Origin of the sequence: Methylobacterium sp. NMS14P (genome assembly GCF_028583545.1) — a bacterium.
GTDB lineage: Bacteria > Pseudomonadota > Alphaproteobacteria > Rhizobiales > Beijerinckiaceae > Methylobacterium.
The window spans coordinates 3902501-3921797 of record NZ_CP087106.1; the positions used below are offsets into that span (position 1 = coordinate 3902501).

A 19297-nucleotide genomic window follows, 5' to 3' on the forward strand; every position below is an offset into this window, starting at 1 on the left:
CATGTCGAGGCCGAAGAACCCGGCCACGGGCCAGAATCCCATGCGCCACGCCCAGATCGACACGGCGAGGGACACCGCGCAGCAGCCGGTCATGACCACCCGGAAGCCCCGCCGGCTCAACGACTGGTGCGGTCGGATCGTCGCGGTGAAGACGGGCCGGTCGATCGTGTCCGGATCGAGCCCGTACGGGTGGACGGAAGGATTGCCGCTCGCCATGCGATCCATATAACGCGCCGATGCCCGCCAGAAAGACTCCCCCACCCGTGACGGATCGCGTCGGTCGCGGCACCGCGGGACCGACCGAGGCCTCGTCTGAGGCCGTATCCCGGACGGCCCCGCCGAAGCGGGGCAAGGGCAAGTCGGAGAGCGCGTCCAAAGGTTCGACCAAAGTCTCGGCCAAAGTCTTGGCCAAGAGCGCGGCCCCGGCGCGGCTCGGGGGTGCGATCAGGCCGGCCGCCACCGCGCGCGTGGACACGGCCCCCGAGGCCGTCGACGCGGCGACCCTCGCCGAGATCTTCCGCCGCTTCCAGGCGGCGGAGCCGGAGCCCAAGGGCGAGCTCCACTACGTCAATCCGTTCACGCTCCTCGTCGCGGTGGTGCTGTCGGCCCAGGCGACCGACCGCGGCGTCAACCTCGCCACCGGCCCACTCTTCGCGGTCGCCGACACGCCCGAGAAGATGCTGTCCCTGGGCGAGGACAGGGTCCGCGACCTCGTGCGCACGATCGGGCTGTTCAACACCAAGGCGAAGAACGTCGTCGCCCTCTCGCGCATCCTCTTGGACGAGCACGGCGGCACGGTGCCGGCGAGCCTGGAAGCCCTGCAGGTTCTGCCCGGGGTCGGCGCCAAGACCGCGAGCGTGGTGCTCAACATCGCCTTCGGGGTTCCGCGGATCGCCGTGGACACCCATATCTTCCGGGTCTCGAACCGGATCCCGCTCTTCGTGGGCGCGACCACCGACAGGGTTCAGGCCGGACTCGAGGCGATCGTGCCGGATTCCTACCGGCTGCATGCCCATCACTGGCTGATCCTGCACGGCCGCTACACCTGCAAGGCGCGCAGGCCCGAATGCCCGCGCTGCCTCATCGCCGACCTCTGCCGCTACCCGTCCAAGACGACCGCGTGACGGGTCGCGAAGGTCGTTCCGGGCACGTCCCGACCGGTCTCCGCAATCCCGCCCTGCGGGCTAACGCGTTGTGCTGGAAGCCCGCTTCCGCTAGTTTGGCGGCCGGTCGCCGGGGCCCTTGGGCAGAGGCCGTCCGGCGGCCCGACCTCGCGTCCGGTCGCCGCGCCGCGGATTCCTCCCAATCGTCGCGCATCAGGAGCCTCGGCCCATGGACTTCCTCAAACCACGGTACACGCCTATGAATCGCCGCCGTCGCATCTACGAGGGCAAGGCGAAGGTCCTCTACGAGGGGCCGGAGCCCGGCACGCTCATCCAGCACTTCAAGGATGACGCGACGGCCTTCAACGCGAAGAAGCACGAGGTCATCGACGGCAAGGGTGTGCTGAACAACCGGATCTCGGAGTTCGTCTTCCAGCACCTCAACGATATCGGCGTGCCGACGCATTTCATCCGCCGGTTGAACATGCGCGAGCAGCTGATCCGCGAAGTCGAGATCATCCCCCTCGAGGTCGTGGTGCGCAACGTCGCGGCCGGGTCGCTGGCGACGCGCCTGGGCCTGGAGGAAGGCACGCAGCTGCCGCGCTCAATCATCGAGTTCTACTACAAGAACGACGCGCTGAACGACCCGATGGTCTCCGAGGAGCACATCACGGCGTTCGGCTGGGCGACGCCCCAGGAGATCGACGACATCATGGCGCTGGCGATCCGCGTCAACGACTTCCTGTCGGGCCTCTTCCTCGGCGTCGGCATCCGGCTCGTCGATTTCAAGATGGAGACCGGCCGCCTCTGGGAAGGCGACATGATGCGCATCGTCGTCGCCGACGAGATCTCCCCGGATTCCTGCCGGCTCTGGGACATCAAGTCCTCCGACAAGCTCGACAAGGACCGGTTCCGCAAGGATCTCGGCGGCCTGATCGAGGCCTACACCGAGGTCGCCAAGCGGCTCGGCATCATGTCGGAGAACGAGAAGGTCCAGGGCGGCGGCCCGCGCCTCGTGCAGTAGACCCGGTCAGGCGGTCGGCCGGCGCAGGGGCGCCGGCCCGGCCTCCGGGAAGCCCGCGCGCAGCCGCGCGTGGGTCGAGAGCGCCGGGTCGAAGCCCGGGTGATAATGGGGGTCCTGCACCAGCAGCGACCCCCATCGCGTTCTCAGCGCCGCGATCTCGCGCTCGTGGCGGGCGCGGGCCTCGGGGGCCCAGCGGCGGCTCGCCGCCTCGCGGTGGTGAAGGACCGCCCCGGGGACCAGGAGCGTGCGGTAGCCGGCCGCGTTCAGGCGGAGGCAGAGATCGACGTCGTTGAAGTCGACCGCGAAGACCGCCTCGTCGAAGCCGCCGACCGCGCGGAACTTCTCCGCCTCGACGGCCAGGCACGCGGCGGTCACCGCGGAGACCGCCTGCGTGACGCGCAGGGCCCCGAGGTAGCCGGGGGCGTCGCCGGGAAAGTGCCGGTGTCCGTGGGTGACGAGGCCGCCGGTGCCGAGCACGATGCCGCCGTGCTGGATCCGGCCCTCGCCGTCGAGGAGCTTGGCGCCGACGGCCCCCACATCCGGGCGGAGGGCCTCCCGGGCCACGCGGGACAGCCAGTCGGGCCGGAATGCCTCGACGTCGTTGTTGATGAAGACCAGCAGCCTGCCGCGAGCACGGGCCGCGGCGGCGTTGTTCATGGCGGCGAAGTTGAACGGCCCGGGCCAGGGCACGACCTGCCCCCTCCCCTCCCCTTCCAGCGCCCGCAAGTAGGCGAGCGTCTCGGGCTCGCGACTGTCGTTGTCGCAGACGATGATCTCGGTCGACGGCCAGTCGGTGCAGTTGCGCAGGCTCTCGAGACAGGGACGCAGGAGATCCAGGCGGTCGCGGGTCGGGACGATGAGGCTGGCCAGGGGCCGCGTCTCGGGCAGGGGGTGCTCGACCTCGACGAGGCCGTCGGGTCCCACGGTCACGCGCGGGCCGACCCGGCCCGTCCGGTCGAGGTGGCCGCGGACGACGGCGTGATGGGGGGCGTGTCCCGCCGCACCATCCGTCGTGGCGATCGACGTTCCGCGGCGGACGGACAGGATCTCCGGTAGGTGGCCGATCGCGCCGGGGCCGAACCGCTCCGCGATCCGGAAGGCGGCCTCGGCGGGACTTCCGGGATCGACGCCGGAGTCGAGGGCGCTCCGTCGGCAGGCCAGGACGGGACCGAGATAATCGAAGGCCGCGAGCCGGTCGGGGTCGAAGACCGGCGGCAGATGCGGCAGCACAGGGCCGCCGGGTCGCTCCTGCACCAAGGCGTCGCCGTACAGCGCATGGAGGTCGGGCTGGCTCGCGAACAGGGCGGCGATCCGTCCCGGCGCTCCGGCGACGAGGACCCCGTCGCCGACCAGGCGGATCGTGTCTCCCGGGCTGTCCGGTGCCGGCGGGAAGCGGTCGAGGATCCCGGGCGGCAGGGCCAGCCCATGGTCGATCCCGATCAGGGCCGCGAGCGCCTGCCGGGCGCGCAGGCGCTTCCCTGTCAGACGCGCGCGCAGGATCGCGGCCGCCGCCCGCGGATGCGCGAGAACACGGCGCGTCGCGCCCGCGAGCGCGCACCAGGAGCGGCGCGACGGTCCGAGATAGCGCGCAGCTTCGCGGCCCGATGCGCCGTCGGGCGGCGTCATTCCAGATCCTCGCCGAAGGTCGTGATCGACAGGGCGGGGTGGTAGAACGGATCGTGCCGGATCACGGCCCGCCAGCGCTCGGAGAAGCGGGCGGCTTCTTCCTCGAAGCGGGCGCGCTTGGCCCCGACCGACGGACCGCGGCTGACGGATTCGAGATGGGCCAGCTTCGCGGTCGGCGTCCAGACCGTCTTCCAGCCGGCGGCGCCGAGGCGGAGGCAGAAATCCACGTCGTTGAAATCGACCGGGAACGCCTCGGCGTCGAAGCCGCCCACCGCCAGATACTTGTCCCGCGCGACGGCGAGGCAGGCGGCCGTCACCGCCGAGACCTCGTGCGCGACGCGCAGCCGGCCGAGATGGCCCGGCGTGTCGCCGGGCCGGCGACGCAGGATGTGGCCGGCCCGCCCGCCGAGGCCGACGACGACGCCGGCATGCTGCAGGGTGCCGTCGCCGTAGAGAAGCCTCGCCCCGACCGCGCCGACCTCCGGCCGGCACGCCTGCCGGACCATGGCCTCGAGCCAGCCGGGCTCCAGCACGGCGACGTCGTTGTTCAGCAGCAGGACGATCGTTCCCGACGCCGCGGCGACGCCGGCGTTGACCATCGCGGCGAAGTTGAAGGGCTGCGGATCCATGAGGATCTGGACGCGCGGATCGCCGCGCAGGGTCGCGTAATGGTCGAGCACCGCGGGATCGCTGGAGCCGTTGTCGACGATGATCAGCTCGATCGCCGCGTAGGCGGTCTCGTGGAGCACACCGCGGCAGACGCGGGTGATCAGGTCGAGGCGGTCGCGCGAGGGGATCACGACGCTCACCAGCGGCACCGGATCCGGCAGGGGCCATTCCAGGCGAACGGCACCGTCTTGGACCCCGGCGCGCAACGGCGGCCGTTCGGACCGGAGCGCGTTCAGGGCCGCAGCCCGGTCCGACGGGTCGAGGTCGTCTCCGGCAGTGCGGGCGAGGATCCGCGGGACATGCACCACCCGCGCGGCACCGGTCGTCGCGGCGGCCACGATGCCCGGCGCGAGCTCGGCCATCCGGCCGGCGGGGTGCGCCAGGACCCTGGCGAGCCACGCCCTCGACAGGAGCAGGGGAAACCCCGGATACCCCGTCGCCAGGGCGAGGTCCGGGCTCCAGTCCGGCTTCAGCCGCGGGCGACCGTCGGGGCCGATCGCGTCGCCGTAGGCGATGTCCGCGCCCGACAGGGCGCGGGCCAGCAGCGCCAGGGCCTCGGGCTCCGGGATGTCGCCGGGGCGCAGCAGGCACAGGGCGTCCGCATCGCCGGAAAGATCGGCTAACGCCGCAGCCTCGTCCCATGCCTGGTGGGTCATCGGCCCGTCGGCCGATACGGGCGGCGCGCCCGCCCAGGTGACCTGGATCGACTCGGGGCGGTGCGTCTGCGCGTCCAGCGCGTCTCGCGTGGCCGACAGCGCCGCCGCGTCCCCGGGCTGTGCGAGCAGGACGCAGCGGATCCGCAGGGTGGAGGGCGCGATGCGGGCGGGTCGGGTCCGGGCGGCGGCCCAGGAGGGGAACCGGGCCATCGGCGTCACCGCGCAGGCGCCGCGCAGGATGTCGCGGTAGCGCCGCTCCGAGCCGCGGGCGCGCTCGTAGAGGGCGGAGACGCAGCGCCAGGGCCGGCGCAGGAGGCACTGCGCGAGCACCTCGGCCTCGCGCCGGGCGCCGACCCGCTCCAGGGCGAAGTCGGCACCGGCCGAGAGGCGGATCTCCCGCGCATCCGGCGGGATCAGCCCGAGCCAGTGGGCGAGCCCCTGCGAGGCTCCCGGCAGGACGAAGTCCTGAACGGTCTCGTCTGGCCCTCGCAGGACGCGGAGAATCGGGCGCCGGGGCGCCGCCGTCGGATCATCGGCATAGCTCAGCACGATCCAGCCGGCGGGATGATCCGGGAGCACGAGGCGGCGATCGAACGCGGGATCGTCCGTGGCCTCCAGCCGGAACCGGGTCGGCCGGCCGAGCCAGATCCTGTCGCGACCGGTCTTCGCGATCAGCGGGGTCGGATCGCCGAGGCGCGCCGCGGCGTCACTGGGCAGCGTCGCCTCCGCCGGGTGGCGCCGCGGCGACCGCCGGTTTCCGGCGGCGCGGTTTCGCGGCGGTCTTCCCGCCGGCACCCTTGCCGGTGCCGACACCCACCGCGATGTCGTAATCGGCCGTCATGGCGGCCGGGACCTGCAGCTCGTCGGCCACGACCGTGGCGAAGCCCTGCGCCTCGCCGGCCGCGACGATCACGCTGGCCCGCTCCGTGCGGCTCGAGACGGTCTTGCCGTCGTGGCGGATCTGGAACGTCACCGGCACATCGAACCGGCCCGGCGCGCCCGCCGGCCCGAGCAGGACGTTGATCTCGGCGCCCACCTTGACGGTGATCGAGCCGTCCTGACGCCGCGCGCATTCACGGGCGAGACGGCCGAGGGAGAACTGGGTGCGCACCGCGTCGCCCGCGAGCGTGCGCGAGGCGGCCCCGCCTTCGGCCACCTCGACAGAAGGGCAATAGGCCGGGTCGAGGGCTTCGGGCTGCGACGGCGGGACCGTCGTGCCGCCGTACTTGAACAGGTTGGAGAAGATGTTGCCCTCCTCGGCCCGGCTCGGGACCGCGGCCGAGAGCGACGCGGCGAGGACGAGCCCGCCCAGCCGGAGAGCGGCGGTCAGGCGCCGGGCGACGTCCGGGGAACGCGTGAGACCCCTGTCCCGATGTCCGATCATCGTACGGCTCCCGAACGGCACCGTCATTTCAGGCTGTCGAACCCGGCCGCGAAGCCCTTCATCGACAGCGGGATGCCGACGCCCTCCTCGGGCGTCTGAAACACGATGAAGGTGGCCTGCGTGCCGCTCTTGAACTGGCGGATCAGCCCGTCATCCATGACGACCTCGGCCACGCAGCCGGTGGTGAGGCAGCGGACGAAGCCCGCGCGGCCGATATCGGTCTGGTCGATCTTGAGGCCGAGACCGGAGGGCAGCAGCACGCCCAGCGGCGCCACCACCCGCAGCAGGTAACCGCGATTGTCGGCAGTCTTGAGGACGATCACCACGAGGGTCAGATTGGGGCGGTCCTCGGCGGCGAGGTACTGGACGAGGGCGCACTGCTCGGCCTTCGCGCCGGCCGGCGTCTCGCAGCGCAGCTGCCAATCGTCGAAGGTCTTGCGCACCATGCCCTGAGCCGCGGCCGGACCGGCCGGCGCGAGCGCCGCCGCGACGAGGGCGAGGAAAACCGGCAGCGCGGCGCGCCGAGCGGCACGCCGAAAACGAACGAGCCTCGCGTGAAGCGGCACCACCGATCCCTTCGGAACGCTCCGGCCGAGGACCGGCGGGAGCCGTACAATCGGGCGTGTTCCGACCATGGTCAGCCCCGCGCTGTCAAGCGATGCACGCGCGGTGTTGCGCGTCGGTGCTACCCGCGCGGGTGTCAACGGCCTAGATTGTGTCGGAACACTCCTCCAGCGCCGGATCCTGACGCCGTGATGCGCCCGCTCACTCTCTCGGCCGCCTGCCTGATGGCCGCCCTCACGCAGGCGGGAGCCCAGTCCCTGCCGGTCGGTGAGACCACCTACATCGAACGCTCGCTGAACCGCTCCGACACGCTGGTGATCGAGCATCCGCCCGTCGCGGCCAACCCGTACGGCCGCCGCAACGGACAGGCGGCGATCGCCGGCTACTGCCGGGACGGCGGCCTGGTCCGCCGCCGGGACGAGTTCGGCAACCCGGTGATCATCCGCCAGCGGGAGATCTGCGACAGCGTCGCCCCGCGCACCCTCAACCCTGGCGAGGTCGATCCCCGCCCGAGCTGGCCGGCGGATGCCGTGACGCGCCAGCGGGTGCTCCGCGCCAAGGGCTGATGCGGGGCCTGACGACGGCTCAGCCGTAGCGGTGCAGACCGGTCCCGTGGCGCTTGAGCCAGGCCTCGGCGGCATCGGTGCTCGGGCAGAGCGCGTGCACCAGCGCCCAGAAGCGCGGCGAGTGGTTCATCTCGCGCAGATGCGCCATCTCGTGGGCGACCAGATAGTCGAGCACCATCGGCGGCGCGAGGATCAGGCGCCATGAGAAGTTCAGCTCGCCGCGGGCCGTGCAGGAGCCCCAGCGGCTGCGGGTGTCGCGCAGCGTGACGCGCACCGGCCGCTGTCCGAGCTGCGCCGCGTAGCGCTCGATCGCATCGGTCAGGTCGCGCTTGGCCTCGCGGGCCAGGAAATCCCGGACCCGGCGCGCCACGTGGGCGGCGTCGCACGACACCGAGAGCACCGGCTCTCCCTCCACGCACTCGACGCGAACCGGACCGCTCCGGGTGCCGCGCTGGCTGATCCGGTGGGGCTCACCGCGGATCGGCAGGCTGGCTCCGAGCTCGAACAGCACGCGGGTCGGCACGCGGGCGAGACGCGCCGCGATCCAGCCCGCGTGGCTCGCGGCGAAGCGCTGCGCCGTGTTGATGGCGGTGCGGCTCGGCAGGGTGATCACCGCCTCGCCGGTGGCGGCCGAGACGCGGAGCGTGATGCGGCGGGCGGTCGGCCGCCGACGGAGGGCGATGCGGAGGCTGGCCCCCTCGTGCTGGACCTCAAGATGATCGGGATCGGGGCGACGCAGCAGCGCGAGGGGCATGCGCGACTTCTAGCTGGGCCGGGCTCGAGGCTCCAGATCCTGTCGTCCTGAATCGCCACGGCGACCTCAGCCGGCGAGGGCCCGGGTCCAGACGTCGGTCTCGGGGAGGACGAGGAGCGCCGCGGCGGCCAGGGCGATCCCGTACGGGATCCCGGTCTTGGCGTCGTGCAGGTGCAGGGCGAACGGCATGCGCGCGATCCGGACAGGCAGCGGGTGCGTCCGCGCGAACAGGATCGCCAGGGTCAGGGCGCCGCCGAACACCGAGGCCACCAGCAGGTAGTCGCCGAGGCCGTCGAAGCCGAGCCACAGGGCCGTGGCGGCCGCGAGCTTCGCGTCGCCGCCGCCGATGATGCCGAAGGCGAACAGCGTGAACGTGACGAGGAGGACGACCGCTCCGGCGGCGCAGTGGAATCCGATCTCGGTCCAGCTCATCGAGCTCGTCAGGGCCAGCAGCGCGAACCCGGCCACGAGAGCGAGGGAGATCCGGTTCGGGATCAACATGGTGAGCAGGTCGCTGGCGGCCGCGTAGGCCATCAGGAAGGGGAACAGGATCAGAAGGCCGAAACCGGCCGGGCCCAGACCCATCAGTCCCAGGCCTGCCGTCGCTGAACCGACCATCTCGGCGCCCATCTCGTCGAAGCCTGTCGCGTCAGGGGGTTCGATCCGACCCAGCGGTCTCGCTGCCGGTCCGGATCTCGGATGTGCCGGGCGGCGAGCGCCGCCGCGAAGAACGACGATCCCGGCAGGCCGAGAACCCCCGCCTCTCTCCGAGTCTCGGCGAGAGGCAGGATGTCTCGAACCTGCCGCAGATCGGATCGATCTCGATCAGTTCAGGTTGCCGGAGATCTGGCTGAACTTGCTGGTCAGGCTGGTGCCGACGGTCTTCAGCGCGGTGATGATGGCCACGGCGATGAGGGCCGCGATCATGCCGTACTCGATGGCGGTGGCGCCGGACTCGTCCGAAGCAAAACGCGTGAACAGGGTCTTCATAGAGGGTGATCCTTCGATCAACACAGAGCGAGATAAAACTTGCGCGATGCCCGATGAAGAATTTTCAGGTCTCGATCGGCGGCCTGCACAGACTGCCGATTACGCCTTGAAAATCGGTTAAATCGATCCCGCACCGACGTAAAAGGCCGTCTCGCTGCGAGTTTGGTGAAGGTTGGGTTTCACCGATACGGCACAGTGCCGCGACTTGGTCTTGCTTAGCGCTTCCTTCACGGGTTCCGCGCTAGCCTCGGGCCTCGGGTCGGATCTCGTGGACCGCCCGCCGCCTTGAGGAACCCCGATGCGCCGCATCCTGTCGATCGCGGGCCGAGCCGGCCTCGTCGTCCTGCTGACGGGCGCCGCGGCCGCGGCCGGGCAGCCCGATCTCCTGCCCGTCGTGACCGTCCTCGTGGACAACGCCAAGGTGCTCCGCCTGCCGGAGAAGACGTCGACCGTCATCGTCGGGAACCCGATCATCGCCGAGGTGACGCCGCAGAAGAACGGCGTCCTCGTGCTCACCGGCAAGAGCTTCGGCTCCACCAACCTGATCGCCCTCGACAACGGCGGCGCCATGATCGCCGAGACCACCATCCGGGTCGAGGCGTCGCGGGACTCGACGATCACGGTGCAGCGCGGTCTCGATCGGGAATCCCTGTCCTGCACGCCGAGCTGCCAGCCGTCGGTGCAGCTCGGCGACTCGGCCAGCTATTTCGGTGCGACGAGCGGCCAGGCCGATGCCCGACGCAAGCTCGCGACCGGCGGCGGCGGCGCGGTTCCTGCGGGCGATCACTGATCGGGCCGGAGTTCCACCGCGACACCGGCCGCGACCTGGGGCAGGATCCCCCGGCCCTCGCCGATTCGCCGCGATGCCGCGGGGGCGATGACGCCAGGGAGACGTCGAGGCCGATGTCCGCCATCACCCGCAACCCGCCGCCGCCCGCCGTCGACCCGACGGTGCTGGCAGCGTTCCGCGACGTCTCGACGGCCACGATCAGCGACTGCCTGGCGCGGATGCCGGTCCTGGCCGGGCTGCGCCCGTTCCACCGCGGCGGTTCGCTCGTCGGCACGGCCTTCACGGTCCGCGTCCGAAGCGGCGACAACCTGGCCATCCATCAGGCTCTGGAGGAGGTTCGCCCCGGCGACGTGATCGTGGTCGACGGCGGCGGCGACACGGGCCGCGCGCTGGTGGGCGACATCATGAAGGCCATCGCCGAGAGCCGGGGCGTGGTCGGATTCGTGATCGACGGCGCCGTGCGCGACACGACGGCCTTCGCGGGCTCGACCTTTCCCTGCTACGCCCGCGACGCGACGCCGCGGGGGCCGTTCAAGACCGGTCCCGGCGCGATCAACGTGCCGGTCTGCGTCGGAGGCTGGACGGTGAACCCGGGCGACGTGGTGGTCGGCGACGCCGACGGCGTCGTGTCCTTCCCGCCCAGCGACGCGGCGGCCCTGCTCGACGCCGCGCGGGCGCAGGCGGCCCGCGAGGCGGAGGTTTTGGAGCAGATCCGGGCCGGTCGCTACGACGGCCGCTACGCCCGGGTGGCGCAGGGCTGATCGGGCCGGTCCCGCTCGGGCGCGTGCAGGCGCTGCCACAGGGCATCGGCCGCGCCGCCTCGGCTCTCCCGCACCCGGAACAGCCGGATCTCCACCGGAACGTCCAGCTCTTCCGGACCTGCCCGAACGAGCCGTCCGCGGGCAATCGCCGCTTCCGCGAGTGTCGCCGGGAGCCACGCGACTCCGTCGCCGTCCTGAGCCATGGTCATCAGCGTCGCCGCCAGGTGGGACGTGAAGGCCGGCGCGTGGCCGGCCGCCACCCCGCTCGCCGCGAGGATCCGGCCGAGCCCCGAGGCCTCGCCGTAGGCGAGATAGCGGACAGCCCCGGTCAGGGGCCAGAGCGGCGCCCCGCCGGATGTCGGCGCGCAGAGCGGCACCAGGCTGTCCGCGCCGACCGGGACGGACTCGCAGCGGCCATCTTCGAGGCGGCTGGGAAGGTCCGCGCGATGGTGGCACAGGAGCAGCTGCACCTCGCCGGCCAGCAGGATCGCCTCGCAGGCCGCCATGCTGTCCGAGACCAGGTTGAGGGTACCGAGCGCCTCGAAGGGCGCGTGCTGCCGGATCCAGCCCGGAAAGAACGTGAACGACAGCGCGTGCGTGGCCGCGATCGCGAGGCTCGCGTCCGCGCGCGCACCGGCCGCCCGGGCCTCACGGCGCGCCCGATCCAGGCCCCGCATCAGGTCCTCGGCGTCCGGTTGGAAACGCGCTCCGGCGGCGGTCAGGATCGCCCCCTGGGCGCTCCGCAGGAACAGCGGCGTCCCGACCCACTCCTCCAGCGCGCGGATCCGTCGGCTGAAGGCCGGCTGCGTCACGTGCCGGGCCTCGGCGGCCCGCGAGAAGGTCCGGTGCTCGGCGAGCGCGAGGAAATCCCTCACCCAGTCCAGATCCATGGCGCGCCTCTCCGACAGGACCGGGCCGATGCCGTCTGCGCATCGCGCGCTCCGGAAACGGCATTGGCTGCCCGGGTGCGGCCGACGCTATGGCACCGGGACGCACCGGGGAGACAGCCATGCGCATCGTCGACGTCCGCGAGGTCACCAAGCCGATCGCCTCGCCGATCCGCAACGCCTACATCGACTTCTCGAAGATGACCACGAGCCTCGTCGCGGTGGTCACCGACGTGGTGCGCGACGGCCGGCGGGTCGTCGGCTACGGCTTCAACTCCAACGGTCGCTACGGCCAGGGCGGCCTGATCCGCGAGCGCTTCCGCGACCGGATCCTGGAGGCCGATCCGGACAGTCTCCTCGTCGACGCGGGCGACAACCTCGACCCGCACCGGATCTGGGCCGCCATGATGCGCAACGAGAAGCCCGGCGGCCACGGCGAGCGCTCGGTGGCGGTGGGCACCCTCGACATGGCGATCTGGGACGCGGCGGCGAAGATCGCCGGGAAGCCGCTGTTCCGGATGCTCGCCGAGCGGAACGGCGTCGCCGCCAACCCGCGGGTCTTCGTCTACGCGGCGGGCGGCTACTACTACCCCGGCAAGGACGATTCCGCCCTCCGTGCCGAGATGCGCGGCTATCTCGACCGCGGCTACAATGTCGTGAAGATGAAGATCGGCGGCGCGCCGATCGACGAGGACCGGCGCCGGATCGAGGCCGTGCTCGCCGAGATCGACGGACGGGGCCGCCTCGCGGTGGACGCCAATGGCCGCCTCGATCTCGAGACCGCCATCGCGTACGCGCGGATGCTGCGTCAGTACCCGCTGTACTGGTACGAGGAGGCGGGCGACCCGCTGGACTACGCCCTTCAGGCGGCGCTCGCACCCCATTATCCCGGGCCGATGGCCACCGGCGAGAACCTGTTCTCGCACCAGGATGCGCGCAATCTCCTGCGCTACGGCAACATGCGGCCCGACCGCGACTGGCTGCAGTTCGACTGCGCCCTGTCGTACGGGCTGGTGGAGTACCTGCGCATCCTCGAGGTGCTGGCCGAATTCGGCTGGTCGCCCTCCCGCTGCGTCCCGCATGGCGGGCACCAGATGTCGCTCAACATCGCGGCCGGCCTCGGCCTCGGCGGCAACGAGAGCTACCCGGACCTGTTCCAGCCCTACGGCGGCTTTCCCGACGGGGTGCGGGTCGAGGACGGTCACATCACCATGCCGGACCTGCCGGGCATCGGTTTCGAGGGCAAGTCGGACCTGATCGCGGAGATGCGCGCCCTCGCGGCGTAGCGCGCCGATCCGGCCGGCCTTGCGGAGCGCGGCGCCCCGGTGGACGATGGCGCCATGGATTCCGGCCCCCTCACCTACGCGATCGGCGACGTCCACGGCTGCGCCGCCCTCCTCGACGCGCTGCTGGAGCGGATCGCCGACCACGCGGGCGACCGACCCCACCGGCTGGTCTTCCTCGGGGACTACATCGACCGCGGTCCCGACAGCGCCGCGGTGCTCCGCACCGTGAGCCGCCTGAACTGGGCCGAGCCGGAGCGCGTCGTCTGCCTGATGGGCAATCACGAGCGGATGCTGCTCGACGCGCTCCAGACGCGAAGCGCGGCCGCGCACTGGATGTACAACGGCGGGGAGGCGACGCTCGACTCGTTCGGCGCGCGGGACCCCGCCGGCCTGCCCCGGGACACCCTCGACTGGATCGAGGCGCTCCCGACGCTGCACGGTGACGGCGCCCACTGGTACGTGCATGCCGGCCTGCGACCCGGCGCGGACGCCCTCGATTCGGACGCGCACGATCGCCTGTGGATCCGCGAGCCGTTCCTCGAGGGCGACCACGATTTCGGGCGGCACGTGGTCCACGGCCACACGCCGCAGCGGAGCGGGCGCCCGGAGGTTCGCCGGTTCCGCACCAATCTCGACACCGCGGCCGTCTACGGCGGCACCCTCACCGCCGGCATCTTCTCGGACGCGCAGGGACCGGCCCTGGAGTTCCTGCAGGTGAGAGCAGCCTAGGGGGCGAAGTCGCCGTCATTGCGAGCGGAGCGAAGCAACCCGGGGCTGCCCGCATCACTCGGCCTGGCGCCGTCCGGATCGCTTCGCTCCGCTCGCAAAGACGGTGGCCGGCGGGCCACCGGTCGGAGCCGTCAGACGCCGCGCCGCGCCGGCACGAGCGCGCAGAGGATCCCGAAGAGCCACCCGGCCATCAGGGCGAAGCCGCCGGTGGGCGCGGCCATCGGGAAGAGTGCGTGCTGGAACCACGCGCGCACCGAGAGGTCGCCGCAGAACAGGATCAGGCCGACGACCAGGAGCCCGGCCGCGCCGCGCGCGAGGCCGGCCCGGGCGAGGCCCGAGGCCCCGAAGCCGACCAGCGCCAGGATGGCGGGGGCGTGGAACAGCAGGAACTGCGCCGCCGTCTTCAGCGAGTCCGCCCCGGGGATGTGCGCCGCGGCGGCGCTCAGCGCGACGCCGAGCAGTCCGGCCAAGCCGGCGAGCGCCGCGAGCGCCCGGTCGACACCCGCGAGTCTCACGCGCCGCGCTCCGCCAGGAGCTTGGCGATGGCCGCCCGCAGATCCGGCACGCCGGAATCGTCCCGGCTCGAGGTGAGGATCACCTGCGGGTAGGCGGCCGGGCGCTTGGCGAGACCCGCCTCGATCCCGGCGATGCGGCTCGCGACCTCGCCCTTCTTGAGGGAATCGCCCTTGGTCAGCACGACCTGATAGCTCACCGCGGCCTTGTCGAGGCCGTCGAGCACGTCGGTGTCGATCGACTTGAAGCCGTGCCGGGCGTCGATCAGCATGAACACCCGGGCGAGGTTCGCGCGGCCCTTGAGGTAGGAGTGGATCAGCCGGGTCCACGCCTCGACCTTGGCCTTCTCGACGGCGGCGTAGCCGTAGCCGGGCATGTCGACCAGCGACAGGCGCTCGCCGATCCGGAAGAAGTTGAGCTGCTGCGTCCGGCCCGGCGTGTGCGAGGTCCGCGCCAGGGTGTTGCGCCCGGTGAGCGCGTTGATCAGGCTCGACTTGCCGACATTCGAGCGCCCCGCGAACGCGATCTCGACGCCCTCCATGGGCGGCAGCCGGTCGAGGATCTGGGCGGCCGCGTAGAAGTCGGCGGCGCCGGCAAAGAGAAGGCGGCCGGCCTCGAGGAGGTCGGCCGCGTCGTCGTTGGTGTCGGTCCCTGTGTCGTGCACGGCGTCTCGCCCGTCAGCTCTTGGTGGTGGCCGCCTTGGTGCCGCCGCGCTTGAACGTGGTCCGGAGATTGTCCCACAGCTCCACCTTCACGCCGTTGCGGCGCATGATGACGTACTGCTGGATCACCGACAGGGTGTTGTTCCAGGCCCAGTAGATCACGAGGCCGGCGGGGAACGAGCCCAGCATGAAGGTGAACACGATCGGCATGAAGGTGAAGATCTGCGCCTGGACCGGGTCCGGCGGCGCGGGGTTCATCTTCATCTGCACGAACATGGTCACGCCCATGATCAGCGGCCAGACGCCCAGGTGCACGAAGTCGGGCGCCGGGAACGGCAGCAGGCCGAACAGGTTCACGATGCTCGTCGGATCCGGCGCCGCGAGGTCGTGGATCCAGCCGAAGAACGGCGCGTGCCGCATCTCGATGGTGATGAACAGGACCTTGTAGAGCGCGAAGAAGACCGGGATCTGGATCAGCACCGGCCAGCAGCCGGCGACCGGATTGATCTTCTCCTTCTTGTACAGCTCCATCGTGGCCTGCTGCTGCTTCATGCGGTCGTCCTTGTACCGCTCGCGGATGGCGGCCATCTCCGGCTGCACGGCCTTCATCTTGGCCATGGAGACGTAGGACCGGTTCGCGATCGGCAGGAACAGCAGCTTCAGGCAGAAGGTCACCACCAGGATCGAGACGCCGAAATTGCCGAACAGGTGGTAGAAGAAGTCCAGCGCCCGGAACATCGGCTTGGTGATGAAGAAGAACCAGCCCCAGTCGATCATCAGATCGAAGTGCTTGATGCCGAGGTCCTTCTCGTAGTTGTTGATGACGTTGACTTCCTTGGCGCCCGCGAACAGCCGCTGCGTCGCGGTGGCCGAGGCGCCGGCGGCGAGGTTCAGGGCGTCGCCCCGCACGCTCGCCTGATAGACGTTGGTGGTGCCGTCGGTCCGGTCGGTGAAGGCGCCGGTGTAGGGCGTGTCCTGATCGGGGATCGCGGCCGCCGCCCAGTACTTGTCGGTGATGCCGACGAAGCCGCCGGTCACGCCGCTCCAGGCCTTGCCCTTGGTGTTGGCACCACCGTAGGCGCCTTCCTTGGCGAGCTTGTCGTAGGTGAATTCCTGCAGGCCGTCGTTGCCGAGATAGCCGATCATGCCCTCGTGCAGGACGTAGTAGCCCTGGGTGTGCGGCTTACCCCAGCGGGAGACGAGGCTGTACGGGTAGAGCGTGATGGCACCCGAGCCCTTGTTCTCGACCTCGTCGCGGATCGTGAACATGTACTTGTCGTCGACCGCGATGATCCGCTTGAAGACAAGGCCGGCGCCGTTGTCCCAGGTCAGGGTCACGGGCATGCCCGGCGAGAGCGTCTTGCCGTCGCTGGTCCAGAGGGTGTCGTTGGTCGGCAGCGGACCGGCATTGGCACCGACCCAGCCGAACTCGGCGTAGTAGGGCGTCTCGGTCCCGGCCGGCGAGAACAGCACGATCTCGGGGCTCTTGGGGTCGATGGTCTCGTGGTAGTTCTTGAGCGAGACGTCGTCGACGCGGCCGCCCTTCAGGGCGATCGAGCCCGAGAGGGCCGGGGTCTCGATCCGGACGCGCGGCGAGCGGGCGAGCGCCGCCTCGCGGGAGACCGGGCCGCCCTGGGCGGTCGGCAGCGTGCCGGGCGCGGGCGCTGCCGGACCGCCCTCCTTCGGGGACGGCGAGGGCACGCCGTCCGGGGTCACGCCCGGGGGCTGCTGCGCGGCCTTGTTCTGCGCCTCGATCTGGCGCTGCTGCTCCATGCGCGGGCCGGCCACGAAGTACTGCCAGCCGAGCAGGACCAGCAGCGACAGGCCGATGGCCACGAACATGTTCGTCTTGTCATTGCCCATCAGGGACACCGCCGCACGCGTTCGGAGTGGCAACAGGAGCATCGCCGGTCCCGGAGGACCTGCGCGCGCCTGTGATTCGGGGATCTCTGTCGCACCCCTGCGACGGGCCCATGTCGGCACCATCGGTCGGGGCCGCCCGCGCGGAGGCGCGGCCGGCTGCGTGCGGGAGAGAGGACGTCTGAGATGTGGTCGTGTCAGCGATCGGTCCGGAGCGTCGACCGCCGGATCGGCCGGAGGGCCTGTCCCCGCGGGGGGCCGCCGGGCGGGTCACCGCGGGAATCGCGCGGCGCAGATCCTCGGCGAGGACCTCGAAGGGTGCTTCGAGCGCCGGACGGCGGGCGATCAGCACGATGTCGGCCGGAAGGCCCGCGAGTTCGCTCGGCAGATCGGCCGCGACCAGGCCCAGGGCCGCGCGGAGGCGGCGCCGGATGCGGTTGCGCTCCGTCGCGTGACCGACACGCTTCGTGATGGTGAAACCGAGACGGAGGCCGGGGCAGACGTCCGGGTTCCGGAGACGCCCCTGCGCGGTCATGCGCTCGGTGTGAAAGCGACGCCCCTCGGCCGCCGCCAGGAAGTCGGGTCGTTTCTTGAGCCGCTCGATCGTCGCCATCGATGGTTCGATCCCGGCCGATACCACTTGCCTCGTGGCGCGAATGCCTGGGGGCGTCCGCGCCGGCGAGGATCAGGCCTCAGGCCGACAGGCGCTTGCGGCCGTGGGCGCGGCGGCGCGCGATGACCTTGCGGCCGCCGGCGGTGGCCATGCGCGCACGGAACCCGTGACGGCGCTTACGGACGAGCTTGCTCGGCTGGTAGGTTCTCTTCATGGCTCAGAGCCTTCAAAGGTCGAGGCGCGCTCGCGGGCAGCTAATGCTGCACCCGACCTTCACGCGTCCTGGTTGTCTGCAAACACGAAGGGCGCCCATGCGGGGCGCCACGTCGCGAGTGGCGGGCTTATGGCGGATGGTCCCCGCGAAGTCAACGTTTCGCGGGCCTCAATGACCCTCGAACTGCATGAGGGTGCGCACCTCGACGCCCAGGTCGCGCAGGCGTTGCGCGCCGCCGATCTCGGGCAGGTCGATGACGAAGCAGGCGGCCACGATCTCGGCGCCGATCTTCTGGAGCAGGTTGACGGCCGCGATCGCGGTGCCGCCGGTGGCGATCAGGTCGTCGACCAGCAGCACCTTGTCGCCCGGCCGGACGGCGTCGACGTGGATCTCGATCTCGTCGGTCCCGTACTCGAGGGCGTAGGCCATCGACACGGTCTTGTGGGGCAGCTTGCCCTTCTTGCGGATCGGCACGAAGCCGCAGGAAAGCTGGTGGGCGATGGCCCCGCCCAGGATGAAGCCCCGGGCCTCGATGCCGGCAACCTGGTGGATCTGGCCGCCGGCGTAGGGATGCACCAGGGCGTCCACCGCCCGCCGGAAGGCGCGCGGGTCGCTCAGCAGCGTGGTGATGTCGCGGAAGATGATCCCCGGCTTCGGGTAATCGGGAATCGAGCGGACCGATTCCTTCAGCGCGACGTGGCGGCGGGCTTCCATGCGTTCGGCCTTCCGTGGAGAACCGCGGGCTTAAAGCAGAAGCTCGGCGTCCTGACCAGTTCGCGGCGGCTCAGGCCGCCTGGACCTTCTTGAGGATGGCGACGAGGTCCCGGTGCAGCCCCTCGTTGCCGCAGGCCACCGAGCGCGGGGCCAGCGGCTCGGCCGCGCCGTCCGCCGAGGTCACGAAGCCGCCCGCCTCGCGCACCAGGATCACGCCGGCGGCGAAGTCGTAGGTCTGGAGGTCGCGCTCCCAGTAGGCGTCGAGGCGGCCGCAGGCGACGTAGGCCATGTCGAGGGCCGCCGAGCCCATCCGGCGGGTGCCGCCGGCCACCGCCATCACGGCGCCGAGCTCGCGCAGGAGGCGCGGATGGCTGCCGCGACCGAGATAGGGCGTGCCGTAGCCCACCAGCGCGTCCGCCATGTCCTGGCGGCCGGAGACGCGCAGGCGCCGGTTGTTGAGGTAGGCGCCCTTGCCGCGCTCGGCGACGAACAGCTCGTCCTTGATCGGGTCGAAGATCACGCCGGCCACGATCTGGCCCTCGCGCTCGAGACCGACCGAGACCGCGAAATGCGGCACGCCGTGCAGGAAGTTCGACGTGCCGTCGAGGGGGTCGACGTGCCAGGTGTGGCTCTTGTCGGTCCCCTCGATGATCCCGTTCTCCTCGAGCACGAGGCTGTAGCCAGGACGCGCCTTCATGAGGGCGTCGCGCAGCACCTCCTCGGCCTTGCGGTCGGCCGCGGAGACGAAGTCGCCCGGACCTTTGCGCGAGACCTGCAGGTTCTCGACCTCGCCGTAGTCGCGGCGCAGGCCGCGCGCGGCCTTGCGCACGGCATCGACCATGACGGTCATGAGGGGTGAGGAGATCATGGTCGGACTTTTCGCAGGGGAGGATCGGCGCCGTCGTTACAGGTCGGCGCCGGAAAAGACGAGA

The 19297-nt window shown here is 71.2% G+C and carries 23 protein-coding genes (1 of these 23 only partly in view); 7 read left to right on the forward strand and 16 right to left on the reverse strand.

What is annotated here, in order from left to right; translation table 11 throughout:
- Positions 1-216, reverse strand: the start of a protein-coding gene (locus LOK46_RS18530; protein WP_273559564.1) for a DUF2244 domain-containing protein. It extends 306 nt beyond the left edge of the window; the window shows 216 of its 522 coding nt (coding positions 1-216); its start codon is at positions 214-216; its stop codon lies off the left edge, out of view.
- 188 nt (positions 217-404) lie between these two features.
- On the opposite strand from LOK46_RS18530, the gene nth reads away from it, so the two are divergent.
- Together nth and purC are read left to right on the forward strand one after the other, a co-directional pair.
- The gene (gene nth / locus LOK46_RS18535) at positions 405-1124 is read left to right on the forward strand and encodes an endonuclease III (protein WP_273559565.1); all 720 of its coding nucleotides are present in this window, start codon (positions 405-407) and stop codon (positions 1122-1124) included.
- 208 nt (positions 1125-1332) lie between these two features.
- Positions 1333-2127, forward strand: a complete 795-nt coding sequence (purC, locus tag LOK46_RS18540) for a phosphoribosylaminoimidazolesuccinocarboxamide synthase (protein WP_010684691.1) — start codon at positions 1333-1335, stop codon at positions 2125-2127.
- Positions 2128-2133: 6 nt separating this feature from the next.
- Here purC and LOK46_RS18545 read toward each other — a convergent pair whose 3' ends face one another.
- The 4 genes from LOK46_RS18545 to LOK46_RS18560 form a co-directional block, all read right to left on the reverse strand.
- On the reverse strand, positions 2134-3753 hold the full coding sequence (locus LOK46_RS18545; RefSeq protein WP_273559575.1) for a glycosyltransferase: 1620 nt from the start codon (positions 3751-3753) through the stop codon (positions 2134-2136).
- A complete protein-coding gene (locus LOK46_RS18550) occupies positions 3750-5657 on the reverse strand; it encodes a glycosyltransferase family 2 protein (protein ID WP_273559577.1) in 1908 nt (635 codons plus the stop codon). The genes LOK46_RS18545 and LOK46_RS18550 overlap by 4 nt, the downstream gene beginning before the upstream one ends.
- 127 nt (positions 5658-5784) lie before the next feature.
- The gene (locus LOK46_RS18555; RefSeq protein WP_273559579.1) at positions 5785-6462 is read right to left on the reverse strand and encodes a hypothetical protein; all 678 of its coding nucleotides are present in this window, start codon (positions 6460-6462) and stop codon (positions 5785-5787) included.
- A gap of 23 nt (positions 6463-6485) precedes the next feature.
- On the reverse strand, positions 6486-7031 hold the full coding sequence (locus tag LOK46_RS18560; RefSeq protein ID WP_441010945.1) for an invasion associated locus B family protein: 546 nt from the start codon (positions 7029-7031) through the stop codon (positions 6486-6488).
- A gap of 186 nt (positions 7032-7217) precedes the next feature.
- Here LOK46_RS18560 and LOK46_RS18565 point away from each other — a divergent pair, with 186 nt between their 5' ends.
- Positions 7218-7592 (forward strand): hypothetical protein, encoded by a 375-nt coding sequence (locus LOK46_RS18565; RefSeq protein ID WP_273559580.1) that lies wholly within the window; start codon positions 7218-7220, stop codon positions 7590-7592.
- 19 nt (positions 7593-7611) lie between these two features.
- Here LOK46_RS18565 and LOK46_RS18570 read toward each other — a convergent pair whose 3' ends face one another.
- From LOK46_RS18570 to LOK46_RS18580, 3 genes are all read right to left on the reverse strand, one after another.
- Entirely contained in the window at positions 7612-8346 is a 735-nt protein-coding gene (locus tag LOK46_RS18570; RefSeq protein WP_273559582.1) for a M48 family metallopeptidase, read from the reverse strand.
- Between the two features lie 66 nt (positions 8347-8412).
- Positions 8413-8964, reverse strand: coding sequence for an A24 family peptidase (locus LOK46_RS18575; RefSeq protein ID WP_273559583.1), 552 nt, complete (start codon positions 8962-8964; stop codon positions 8413-8415).
- 207 nt (positions 8965-9171) lie between these two features.
- Entirely contained in the window at positions 9172-9336 is a 165-nt protein-coding gene (locus LOK46_RS18580; protein ID WP_012320434.1) for a Flp family type IVb pilin, read from the reverse strand.
- A 298-nt stretch (positions 9337-9634) separates the two neighbouring features.
- On the opposite strand from LOK46_RS18580, the gene LOK46_RS18585 reads away from it, so the two are divergent.
- Positions 9635-10126 (forward strand): pilus assembly protein N-terminal domain-containing protein, encoded by a 492-nt coding sequence (locus LOK46_RS18585; protein WP_273559588.1) that lies wholly within the window; start codon positions 9635-9637, stop codon positions 10124-10126.
- A 113-nt stretch (positions 10127-10239) separates the two neighbouring features.
- Positions 10240-10887 carry an RraA family protein gene (locus tag LOK46_RS18590; RefSeq protein ID WP_273559590.1) on the forward strand — a complete coding sequence of 216 codons (648 nt, stop codon included), beginning with the start codon at positions 10240-10242 and terminating at the stop codon, positions 10885-10887.
- Here LOK46_RS18590 and LOK46_RS18595 read toward each other — a convergent pair.
- The gene (locus LOK46_RS18595) at positions 10863-11777 is read right to left on the reverse strand and encodes a LysR family transcriptional regulator (protein ID WP_273559592.1); all 915 of its coding nucleotides are present in this window, start codon (positions 11775-11777) and stop codon (positions 10863-10865) included. The genes LOK46_RS18590 and LOK46_RS18595 overlap by 25 nt on opposite strands.
- Before the next feature lie 119 nt (positions 11778-11896).
- On the opposite strand from LOK46_RS18595, the gene LOK46_RS18600 reads away from it, so the two are divergent.
- A complete protein-coding gene (locus tag LOK46_RS18600; protein WP_273559594.1) occupies positions 11897-13060 on the forward strand; it encodes a mandelate racemase/muconate lactonizing enzyme family protein in 1164 nt (387 codons plus the stop codon).
- 54 nt (positions 13061-13114) lie between these two features.
- A complete protein-coding gene (locus LOK46_RS18605) occupies positions 13115-13789 on the forward strand; it encodes a metallophosphoesterase family protein (protein ID WP_273559596.1) in 675 nt (224 codons plus the stop codon).
- A gap of 131 nt (positions 13790-13920) precedes the next feature.
- Here the strand turns inward: LOK46_RS18605 and LOK46_RS18610 are convergent, their stop codons facing one another.
- The 7 genes from LOK46_RS18610 to LOK46_RS18640 form a co-directional block, all read right to left on the reverse strand.
- Entirely contained in the window at positions 13921-14304 is a 384-nt protein-coding gene (locus LOK46_RS18610) for a DUF423 domain-containing protein (RefSeq protein ID WP_273559597.1), read from the reverse strand.
- On the reverse strand, positions 14301-14966 hold the full coding sequence (gene yihA, locus LOK46_RS18615; RefSeq protein WP_273559598.1) for a ribosome biogenesis GTP-binding protein YihA/YsxC: 666 nt from the start codon (positions 14964-14966) through the stop codon (positions 14301-14303). The genes LOK46_RS18610 and yihA overlap by 4 nt, the downstream gene beginning before the upstream one ends.
- A gap of 13 nt (positions 14967-14979) precedes the next feature.
- Positions 14980-16827 (reverse strand): membrane protein insertase YidC, encoded by a 1848-nt coding sequence (yidC, locus tag LOK46_RS18620; RefSeq protein ID WP_273559599.1) that lies wholly within the window; start codon positions 16825-16827, stop codon positions 14980-14982.
- On the reverse strand, positions 16817-17437 hold the full coding sequence (gene rnpA / locus LOK46_RS18625) for a ribonuclease P protein component (protein WP_273559601.1): 621 nt from the start codon (positions 17435-17437) through the stop codon (positions 16817-16819). Before rnpA ends, yidC begins: the two co-directional genes overlap by 11 nt.
- A 79-nt stretch (positions 17438-17516) precedes the next feature.
- The gene (gene rpmH / locus LOK46_RS18630) at positions 17517-17651 is read right to left on the reverse strand and encodes a 50S ribosomal protein L34 (RefSeq protein ID WP_007558110.1); all 135 of its coding nucleotides are present in this window, start codon (positions 17649-17651) and stop codon (positions 17517-17519) included.
- Between the two features lie 168 nt (positions 17652-17819).
- Positions 17820-18365 (reverse strand): adenine phosphoribosyltransferase, encoded by a 546-nt coding sequence (locus LOK46_RS18635; protein WP_012320444.1) that lies wholly within the window; start codon positions 18363-18365, stop codon positions 17820-17822.
- A gap of 70 nt (positions 18366-18435) precedes the next feature.
- Positions 18436-19233 (reverse strand): inositol monophosphatase family protein, encoded by a 798-nt coding sequence (locus tag LOK46_RS18640; protein WP_273559612.1) that lies wholly within the window; start codon positions 19231-19233, stop codon positions 18436-18438.
- Positions 19234-19297 lie beyond the last annotated feature (64 nt).

Coding starts and splice junctions, on each gene's coding strand:
- LOK46_RS18580 (WP_012320434.1), bottom strand. CDS start 9,336: ATGAAGACCCTGTTCACGCGTTTTGCTTCGGACGAGTCCGGCGCCACC.
- LOK46_RS18575 (WP_273559583.1), bottom strand. CDS start 8,964: ATGGTCGGTTCAGCGACGGCAGGCCTGGGACTGATGGGTCTGGGCCCG.
- LOK46_RS18595 (WP_273559592.1), bottom strand. CDS start 11,777: ATGGATCTGGACTGGGTGAGGGATTTCCTCGCGCTCGCCGAGCACCGG.
- LOK46_RS18545 (WP_273559575.1), bottom strand. CDS start 3,753: ATGACGCCGCCCGACGGCGCATCGGGCCGCGAAGCTGCGCGCTATCTC.
- LOK46_RS18585 (WP_273559588.1), top strand. CDS start 9,635: ATGCGCCGCATCCTGTCGATCGCGGGCCGAGCCGGCCTCGTCGTCCTG.
- rnpA (WP_273559601.1), bottom strand. CDS start 17,437: ATGGCGACGATCGAGCGGCTCAAGAAACGACCCGACTTCCTGGCGGCG.
- LOK46_RS18565 (WP_273559580.1), top strand. CDS start 7,218: ATGCGCCCGCTCACTCTCTCGGCCGCCTGCCTGATGGCCGCCCTCACG.
- LOK46_RS18600 (WP_273559594.1), top strand. CDS start 11,897: ATGCGCATCGTCGACGTCCGCGAGGTCACCAAGCCGATCGCCTCGCCG.
- LOK46_RS18590 (WP_273559590.1), top strand. CDS start 10,240: ATGTCCGCCATCACCCGCAACCCGCCGCCGCCCGCCGTCGACCCGACG.
- LOK46_RS18555 (WP_273559579.1), bottom strand. CDS start 6,462: ATGATCGGACATCGGGACAGGGGTCTCACGCGTTCCCCGGACGTCGCC.
- LOK46_RS18570 (WP_273559582.1), bottom strand. CDS start 8,346: ATGCCCCTCGCGCTGCTGCGTCGCCCCGATCCCGATCATCTTGAGGTC.
- yidC (WP_273559599.1), bottom strand. CDS start 16,827: ATGGGCAATGACAAGACGAACATGTTCGTGGCCATCGGCCTGTCGCTG.
- LOK46_RS18635 (WP_012320444.1), bottom strand. CDS start 18,365: ATGGAAGCCCGCCGCCACGTCGCGCTGAAGGAATCGGTCCGCTCGATT.
- rpmH (WP_007558110.1), bottom strand. CDS start 17,651: ATGAAGAGAACCTACCAGCCGAGCAAGCTCGTCCGTAAGCGCCGTCAC.
- purC (WP_010684691.1), top strand. CDS start 1,333: ATGGACTTCCTCAAACCACGGTACACGCCTATGAATCGCCGCCGTCGC.
- LOK46_RS18605 (WP_273559596.1), top strand. CDS start 13,115: ATGGATTCCGGCCCCCTCACCTACGCGATCGGCGACGTCCACGGCTGC.
- LOK46_RS18640 (WP_273559612.1), bottom strand. CDS start 19,233: ATGATCTCCTCACCCCTCATGACCGTCATGGTCGATGCCGTGCGCAAG.